The 8,982-nt window shown below is 68.8% G+C and carries 5 protein-coding genes; all 5 read left to right on the top strand.

Annotation, left to right across the window (positions count from 1 at the left end):
- Window positions 1-31 precede the first annotated feature (31 nt).
- On the top strand, window positions 32-2,455 hold the full coding sequence (cas3g, locus tag ACSVDD_RS16590) for a type I-G CRISPR-associated helicase/endonuclease Cas3g (protein ID WP_448190486.1): 2,424 nt from the start codon (window positions 32-34) through the stop codon (window positions 2,453-2,455).
- Window positions 2,442-4,883, top strand: coding sequence for a type I-G CRISPR-associated protein Cas8g1/Csx17 (gene cas8g1 / locus ACSVDD_RS16585; protein WP_448190485.1), 2,442 nt, complete (start codon window positions 2,442-2,444; stop codon window positions 4,881-4,883). The genes cas3g and cas8g1 overlap by 14 nt, the downstream gene beginning before the upstream one ends.
- A complete protein-coding gene (cas7g, locus tag ACSVDD_RS16580) occupies window positions 4,873-5,829 on the top strand; it encodes a type I-G CRISPR-associated RAMP protein Csb1/Cas7g (RefSeq protein ID WP_448190484.1) in 957 nt (318 codons plus the stop codon). Before cas8g1 ends, cas7g begins: the two co-directional genes overlap by 11 nt.
- Before the next feature lie 7 nt (window positions 5,830-5,836).
- Window positions 5,837-7,447, top strand: coding sequence for a type I-G CRISPR-associated protein Csb2 (csb2, locus tag ACSVDD_RS16575; protein ID WP_448190483.1), 1,611 nt, complete (start codon window positions 5,837-5,839; stop codon window positions 7,445-7,447).
- A gap of 667 nt (window positions 7,448-8,114) precedes the next feature.
- Window positions 8,115-8,982, top strand: an 868-nt coding sequence (locus tag ACSVDD_RS16570; protein ID WP_448190482.1) for an IS256 family transposase, incomplete at its 3' end; no start/stop codon positions are given.

Raw genomic sequence — 8,982 nt, 5'->3', positions numbered from 1 at the left:
ACGGGGAAATGCGGGTCGGGGTAAGTGCACTATGACCTCCTTCGACGTCTTCTTCGCCCGTGCGATGGGCGACCCGCCTCGGCGGCCGTACGCCTACCAGCGGCGGCTGGCGCTGGAGGCGTGGCCGTCCGCGCTGATCGCCCCGACCGGGCTGGGGAAGACGGCGGCCGTCGTGCTCGGCTGGCTGTGGCAGCGGAAGACGCGGCCCGAAGCCACTCCCCGGCGGCTGGTGCTTTGCCTGCCCATGCGCACGTTGGTCGAGCAGACCAAATCGGAGGTGCGCGGCTGGCTCGACAATCTCGAAGCCGAAAAAGACGACACCCTGCCGCACCCGGAGGACGGCGTCGCCGTCCTGATGGGAGGCGGCGAGCGGGAGCGGCGGCCGCCGGCCTGGACGCGCCATCCCGACCGCCCGGCCATTCTGATCGGCACGCAGGACATGCTGCTGAGCCGGGCGCTGATGCGCGGCTACGGCATGAGCCGGTTCCGCTGGCCGGTCGATTTCGCGCTCCTCCACAGCGACGCCCAGTGGGTGTTCGACGAGGTGCAGGCGATGGGCGCCGGGTTGGCGACCTCGGCGCAGCTCGAAGGCCTGCGGCAAGCGCTCAAGGTGCCGCGGCCCGCACGGTCGCTGTGGCTGTCGGCGACGCTCGACCCAGCCTGGCTGGAAACGGTGGACCACAAGGCCGACGGCACCGTCCTGCGTGTCCCGTACGACGTGCCGGAGGACGCCGCCGATCCGCGCGTCCAGCTCCGGCGAGACGCGCGCAAGCGCGTGCGCCCCACCGCCGCACGGCCCATCGGCGCGGCGGGGAAGGACATCGACGCCTACATCAAGGCGCTGGCCGCCGAGGTGCTGGAGGCGCACCGCCCCGGCCGGACCACCCTCGTGATCGTCAACACCGTGGCGCGGGCACAGAAGCTTCATGGGATTCTCCAGGTCCGGCGGGGCACGGGGACGGCGGACCTGATGCTCCACAGCCGCTTTCGCCCGGCGGACCGGCAGGCGCGGACGGACCGCCTGAAGGAGGAGGCTGCGAAGGACCGCATCGTCGTGGCGACGCAGGCGATCGAGGCGGGGGTGGACATGACGTCGGCGGTGCTGTTCACCGAGCTGGCGCCCTGGTCGTCGCTGGTTCAGCGCTTCGGGCGCGTCAACCGCTCCGGCGAATGCGGCGCCGAGGGTGCGGAGATCCGCTGGATCGACCTGGACGACCCCAAGGGCGAACTGGCCGCTCCCTACGCGGCGGCGGAGCTGGCGGCGGCTCGCGCGCGGCTCGCCGCACTGGAGGACGCCGCCCCCGCCAACCTGCTGCCACCCGACACGGGACCGGAGGCGCGGCACGTCCTGCGGCGCAAGGACCTGCTCGACCTGTTCGACACCGATCCCGACCTGACCGGCTTCGACATTGACGTCAGCCCCTTTATCCGCGACGCCAAGGACACCGACTTCCAGGTGCTGTGGCGGGATTTCAAGGGTTTGAAGCCTGCCGAGCAGCCGTTGCCGCACCCGGGCGAGCTGTGCCCGGTGCCGATCCGCCTCGCGGCCGACCTGCTGAAAGGGCGGCAGGGCTGGCGGCTCGATCCGCAGGCGAGGGAGGACGTGCGCTGGATGCCGCTGGGCGGCAATCGGCCCTGGCCGGGACTCGTCGTCATGCTGGATGCAGCGGAGGGCGGGTATCAGACGGAGATCGGCCTTGCGCCGGACAGCCGGGATGCTGTGGCTCCGGTCGATTCGCCCGTCGGCGAGGCCGCCGAGGCGATGGCCGAAAGCCACGACGATGACCGCGATTCCCGGCAGAACCGGCCGGTGCCGCTGACCGACCACCTCGGCCACGTGGCGGCCGCCGCTGAGGCGCTGTGCGAGGCGGTGGACCTGGATGCCGCCGGCCGCGCCGCCGTCGTTCTCGCCGCGCGCTGGCATGACGTGGGCAAGGCGCACGCCGCCTTTCAGGAGCGGATGGCCAAGCCCGACGGCTGGGACGGCCAGCCGCTCGCCAAGGCCGTGGAATACGACCGCGGCAAGGGCCGCCCGTACTTCCGTCACGAGCTGGCGTCGGCGCTCGCCTATCTCCAACAGCGCGGCGAAGAGGCGGACGCAGACTTGGTCGCCTACCTGATCGCCGCGCACCACGGCAAGGTGCGCCTGTCGTTGCGGGCGCTCCCGGCCGAGCGGTCTCCAGCCGGCGTCACCCGCTTCGCCCGCGGCGTCCACGAGGGCGACGAACTGCCGGCGGTGGACCTCGGCGACGGCACGCGCTCCAGCTCCGTCACCCTCACGCTCGACCTTATGGAGTTGGGCGACGGCCCCTCGGGGCCGAGTTGGGCGGCGCGCACCGGGCGCCTCCTGAAGGAACTCGGCCCGTTCCGTCTGGCGTGGCTGGAGGCCCTGGTGCGCATTGCCGACTGGCGGGCCTCGGACGCGGAACAGGGGGTGCGCGATGGCGGACGCTGACCGGCACCTGCATGTCCTCGCCGGCTGCGCGCCGGTGCCGCTGGCCGGCTACCTGAAGGGGCTGGGCGTCCTGCGTCTGGTCGCCGAGCAGCCGGACAAGGACGCCCGCGGCTGCTGGCGGGACGAGGCGTTCCACCTCCACACCCGGCTGAGCCGGGAGGAGCTTCTGGCCTTCTTCCTGAACGACTACCGGCCCAGCCCGGTGGTGGCGCCGTGGAATGGGCGCGCTGGCTTTTTGGAAGGCGAGGAAGAAGAAAACGGTGAATCTACGAGATTGGGCGCGACCGTGGTCCGAGCAATCGAGCAGAGTTCAGCATCGCGTCTGGAGCAACTTCGCACGGCAATAGCTTCCGTCCGTGAAATTGGCGCTATCGAGACGTATAACAGTCAGCGCTCGCGGTTGAAAGAAATTGATAGGCTGCTAAAGCTAAAAATAGCTGATAACCTAGAAGCCTTCAAGCGCGAAAAAGCTGACATCGCGCGACAGGCTAAGGATATTAAAAAGTCTATTCTAATGGGCGCGCGGTCGTCCGCAACGGATGAATATATTGAATTTATTGACTCGTGTTATATAATTTCTGAAGAAGAGCGTGCCGCGCCCATCTTCGGTTCCGGTGGAAACGACGGGAGTCGCGATTTTGGTGTTAATTTCCTAGATGCGCTCACAAGGGTAATGGATTTCCAAAGCGGGAATCCCACCCCAGGCAGTGAGCGCGCATTGAACTCATCAATATTTGCTGCCTCTGAAGAGGTTGGGCCGTGCGACACCCTTGGCCACTTCCATCCTGGGCAGGGGGGATACAATGGGGGACTTGGCTTTTTCGCTTGCAATCCTCTAAATCACTGGGACATCGTGTTGATTGTCGAGGGGGCTCTGATGTTTGCTGGGGCCGCGACCCGGCGCCATGAAAGCGTGTCAGAGAGCCTCGCATCCTTTCCGTTCACCGTCAGTTATCTCGCGGCGGGTTCAGGCGCGGTTGCAATGGAAACCGCGACGACGCCCCGCGGAGAGATGTGGATGCCGCTTTGGGAAAAGCCCGCTGATGTTATCGAGTTGAGCCGGCTTTTTTCGGAAGGCAGGCTAACGGTCGATGGAAGGAATGCACGCAATGGCCTCGATGCTGCGCGAGCGGTCGCTACCCTTGGCGTCTCTAGGGGCATTGCCAGCTTTCAGCGGTTCGCGTTTCTGCAATCCGACCGGAAAATGCCCTATCTGGCGACTCCGCTTGGCCGCTGGCGCGTTCCGGCCATTGCCTCGCGGGATCTCATCTCCGACCTGGAGCGTGGTGGCTGGCTATCGTTGATACGCCGCTATGCGAAGGACAAGAATACACCTGCCCGTGCCCGTACCCTCGTGCGGCGGCTGGACGACGCGCTGTTCGTCCTTACCGAGCCGGATACTGGCCGAAGCCGAGAGTATGAGGCTCGGGTCCAAGCCGCGTTGGTCGCTCTGGGCGCGGTGACCCGCTACCTCGCCACGGCGCCCAAGGCGCGGGAAAACCTGCCGCCGCCGCCGGTCCTGTCGTCCGCCTGGCTGTCGCTGGCCGACGACGGCTCCCCGGAGTTCCAGGTGGCGGCTGCCCTGGCGAGCCTGGGGCATCCGCCCGCCGGTCGCGGGGACGGCGCGTCCCGGCCGGACCCGCTTCTGCCCATGGCGGCGCATCTCGCCCCGCTGGACCTGACACAACCGTTCCGGCGGGGGCCGGCATGGTACGACGAAAAGCGCCGCCGGCCCGGCGCCCGCGACGGGCGGCTCGAAGCGGTGTGGGGCGACGGCGACCTGCCGCGCAACCTCATCGCGGTGCTGCAGCGCCGCCTGATCGACCGCACCGGGCGCGAGGAGGGCGTGGACGACCCGCTGTGCGCTGCCCTCGGCGCGCCACTGTCGGCCGTGGCCGCCTTCCTCGCCGGGGCAGGGGCGTTCGACGACGCGCGCTGCGCCCGGCTGCTCTGTGGATTGGCCTGGGTCCGGCCGGAGCGGCGCCTTCCGCCCGTCGGGGAACGCCCCGTGGTGCCGCTGGCCTACGCCGCGCTGAAGCCGCTGTTCATGCCCGCGGACCGGCTGCACCGGGAGTGGGCCATCGGCGGACGGACCGTCCGCCTGCTGCCCGACGACCGGGCGCTGCCCATCCCGCCGGGGTTGGTGGCCCGGCTGGCCGGCGGGCAGGTTGCGGAGGCCGTGCGCACTGCTTTGCGCCGCAGCCACGCTTCGGGCTTAGCCTCACCCTTCCTGGAGACCCTTGTGGACGACCGGCACGGCGCGTCGCTCTTCGCTAAGCGCAGCGTCGACCCCCGCCGGCTCGCCGCCGCCCTGCTCATCCCGCTCGACAGTGCCGGCTTCGCCCGTGTGGTCGAGCGCGCCTATCCGCCGCCCGGCGCCGCCGCCGATGCCGCCCCCGAAACGGAGACCGACGACCATGCCGCTTGACCTCTCCCCCCTTGCGACCGCGCCGCGCCTGCTGATCGAGGCGGAGCTGGAACCGCTGCAGGGCACGCGCTTCCAGCCGACCGGCTTCCCCAATCTCGGCCACGCGTCCTATCCGGACCCGAAGGGCGAGGGGCGCATGCTCTTGGTGGAGAGCGCGCAGAGCATGGCGAACCGCCTGGAGGCCGTGTGCTGGGACGAGGTGGCGGACGACTGGCGGTCGCCGCTCAAGGGCCTTTCGCTGGTCAAGGTGGTCAACGAGAAGGGTGAACCGCTGACCAACTCGGTTCTGGAAGCGCACCGCCTGAACTCCCCATACATCCTGGAAGGCAAGGACAAGACCGTCTTCGAGATCCTGAAGGGCGAACTCGCCGCGATGGAAGAGGGACGCGTCGACCTCCGCAAGCTGGCCCGCGTGGTCCTGAAGCTCGACGCCAATGCCCTGCTGCACGGCCTGTTCCTGGCAAAGAAGGATTTGGCCGGCGGGCGCCTGCGGTTGCCGCGCGCGCTGTCCGCCTTCATCGAGGCCGAGGACGTGCGCGAGGCGGCCAGCGGCGGCGTCAAGAACGACAGCGTCAGCCCGAGCGGCGATACCGCCAAGGGCTTCGGCAACGTGCCCTTCGCGCGGGAGGAATGGGTCGCCCGGTCGATCAAGGCGTACTTCAACCTCGACCTCCACCAGATCCGGGCGTTCGGCCTTGGGGCCACGGTGGAGACGCTGCTGGTAGCGTTGGCGCTCTACAAGGTCCGGCGCTTCCTCGACGGCAGCCTGCGGCTGCGCACCGCCTGTGACCTCGGCCTCACGGGCGAGCCCACGACCAAGCCCGAAGGCTTCGCCCTGCCGTCGCTGGAGGACCTGGAGGCGGCGCTGCCCGGCCTGATCCGGGCGGTGGCGGCGGAGGGGCTGTTCAACGACCCGCCGACGCTGACCGTCACGTGGCGGAAGTGAGCCGCGCATGCTGGCGCTCGCCTTCACCTTCCCGGCCGGACGCTATCACGCCACCCCCTGGGGCCGGCACGTCAACGAGGCGGACGTGGCGTGGCCGCCCGAGCCGTGGCGCATCCTGCGCGCGCTGGTCGCGACGTGGTTGGGCAAGGCCGACCGCACGGCGTTCGGCGACGCCGCCTTCGCCGACCTGATCGACCGGTTGGCCGAGCGGCCGCCCGACTACGCCCTGCCGGAGCCGGTCGTCCACGCCCACAGCCGGCACTACATGCCGCAGGCGGCGGCCGGGGACACCAAGCTGGTGTTCGACGCCTTCGCCCGCTTCCCGGCCGAGACCCCCATCGTCGCCATATGGCCCGACCTGACGCTGACGGAGGAGGCCCTCGCGCTGCTGCGCCATCTGGCCGAGCGCATCGGCTATCTCGGGCGGGCGGAGAGTTGGGCCGAATGCCGGGTGTGGATCGAGCCTGGACCGTGGCCCGTCAACTGCCGCGTCGCCGGTCGGGATGACCCGCGGGATGATGCGGTCGAGGATGTCCGCGTGATCGCTCCGCTGACCGCCGCCGGCTACCGCGAGGAACGGGGCCGCCTGCTGGCGGAGGCCGGGGCGCGGGTGCGCGTGGCTTGGACCAAACCGAAGCCGCCCACCGACAACGCCGTGGCCAAGCAGATCGCTCCGACCGCCGCCCTGCTGCCCGAACGGCTGTCCGACGCGCTGGAGATCGACACTGGCGACCTCCAGCGCCAGGGCTGGAGCCGCCCGCCGGCCAGTCGCGAGGTTCTGTACCGCAGGGCTCCCTTGTCCCCCCTGCCGCGCCATTCCGCCCGCGCGCCACGGGCGGAGGGAAAGCCCCCCACGGTCGCCCGCTTCGTGCTCGCCGGCCGGCCGCGCCCGCGCGTCGAGGATACGGTGAAGATCGGCGAACTGATGCGCCTTGCAACCATGGCGCAGTTCCACGGCGGCCCGGTTCCGTCCGTGATCTCCGGCAAGGACGCCGATGGTCGTCCGCTGGACGATCCCGCGCACGGCCATGCCTTCTGGCTGCCGGAAGACGCCGATGGGGATGGATTCATCGACCATGTTGTGGTCCATGCCGCCCACGGCTTCGATGACCGGTCACGCGCTGCGCTCGATGGCGTGACGCGGCTGTGGGTGCGCGACCGGCGCCGTCCCAAGGGGGAGGAGGCACCGGAGGCCCGCCTGGAATGGCGGCTGGCGCTGGAGGGGTTCGGCACGCCCGAGGACTTCAAGGCGGCGGTGCCGTTCTTGAACGAGGCGCGCCATTGGGTCAGCGTCACGCCGTTCCTGGCCGCCGGTCACCTGAAGGGTGGCGGCTATCCGGCAGAGGTTCGTCGGCTGCTGGTGCGCCGGGGGATCGTTCCTGCCGATCGCGCCGTCGAAGTGATGGTAGAGGAGTTGGCCTCCATTCGCATCGCCGACCGCGAATGCCGACCGGTGCGTTTCCATCGTTTCAGAGCCGGCGGTGGCGGGCGTTCCGAGCTGCAGCCGGACGCGGCGGGGCGCTTCCTCCGCGTCTCGCTGCCGGAAGCTCGACGAGGGCCGTTTGCACTCGGCTACGCAAGCCATTTCGGGCTTGGCCTGTTTCGCCCTGAAGCTTGAAGCCGCCGCGGGTTGGTTGCCTTCAAGGCTCTCGCCCGTTCGAACCCATGGAGGGGCACTCGGCATTGAGTGCCCCTCCGCGTTCAAAGACGTCACCTGCTATGGCACCCTGGCAGCTGCGGAGGGCAGGGGAACGGCCAACTCCCAGTTCTCAGTTTCATCACCTATGGGACGCCACTTCCTCGAAAATGAGGAAGATCAACAGGTTAGCGGGATTTGCCGCACCTGTCATGGCACACCATCCTGGCACAGTCCCTGATCACAGATGGGCACACAGGCACCCCTGTTACGCGCCACTGTGTCCTCAGTAAGTTCGCCAAAGGGGCGGCGCAACGCTCAAGAGGCCGAATCGTAGCGGGGCTTGCGTCCTGTATGGGATCGCAGCATGGATACGGCGTAATGGCCTCGCAGCCGCCCACGACCTTCTGTGTCGAGAGTCAGGCGCCTAGCCCGGATAATTCACCAGAGCTGAAGCAGGGGCGGCGGGAGCGGTACGTGGGGCAAAAGTCCGGGCAAGCGCCACGGTTAGCGTCCACGGAGGTGGTGGAAATTCGCTGCTGATCGTTAGTGGGAAAAGGTCTACCCACGGCAGCGCTTGAGGTGGCCATCGGGTCGGCGGGCTAGAGTGGAGTTGCGACACTTCATTCCCAGTCCGACGGAGATCCCGATGACCGAGGACACAATGGCATTGAGTGAGCTGCTTGCGAAGAGCGGTGACGGCGACTTCCTGCGCACCGTCGCCGAAGCCGTCCTGCAGATCCTGATGGAAGCCGACGTCGAGGGCCTGATCGGCGCCAGTCGGCATGAGCGCTCGGCCGAGCGGCTGAACTACCGCAACGGCTACCGGGACCGTACCCTGGATACCCGCCTCGGCCCCTTGCAGCTGCGCATCCCCAAGCTGCGCCAGGGCTCGTACTTCCCGCCCTTCCTGGAGCCGCGCAAGACCGCCGAGCGCGCCCTGGTCGCCGTCATCCAGGAAGCCTGGATCGGTGGTGTCTCCACCCGGCGTGTCGATGAACTGGTGCAGGCGATGGGGCTGACCGGCATCTCGAAGAGCCAGGTCTCCAAGCTGTGCAAGGACATCGACGAGCGCGTGAACGCTTTTCTCGAGCGCCCGCTGGAGGGCGAATGGCCCTACCTGTGGCTGGACGCCACCTACCTGAAGGTCCGCGAGGGCGGCCGCATCGTCTCGGTCGCCGCCATAATCGCGGTGGCCGTGGACGCCGAAGGGCGGCGCGAGATCATCGGGCTGAGCATCGGCCCGTCCGAGGCCGAGCCGTTCTGGTCGAGCTTCCTGAAGAGCTTGGTGCGCCGCGGGCTGAAGGGCGTGAAGCTGGTGATCTCGGATGCCCACGAGGGGCTCAAGCTGGCCATCACCCGGGTGCTCAAGGCAACCTGGCAACGCTGCCGGGTTCACACCATCCGAACGCAATCCACCATTCGCCCCGGCCGTCGGCACCGGCTCGTGCCCCGGCGGCGGGTCGTGCAGCGGGATGACATGGCGGATCTCCAAGCTGTCGTCATGAACGATGATG

This window comes from Azospirillum terrae (assembly GCF_053470425.1).
Note: the sequence above shows the minus strand (reverse complement) of the source record. Positions and strands in the feature narration are given on the sequence as shown.

Excerpts from the sequence above, each read along its gene's own strand:
- csb2 (WP_448190483.1), top strand. The coding sequence starts at position 5,837 with ATGCTGGCGCTCGCCTTCACCTTCCCGGCCGGACGCTATCACGCCACC.
- cas3g (WP_448190486.1), top strand. The coding sequence starts at position 32 with ATGACCTCCTTCGACGTCTTCTTCGCCCGTGCGATGGGCGACCCGCCT.
- cas8g1 (WP_448190485.1), top strand. The coding sequence starts at position 2,442 with ATGGCGGACGCTGACCGGCACCTGCATGTCCTCGCCGGCTGCGCGCCG.
- cas7g (WP_448190484.1), top strand. The coding sequence starts at position 4,873 with ATGCCGCTTGACCTCTCCCCCCTTGCGACCGCGCCGCGCCTGCTGATC.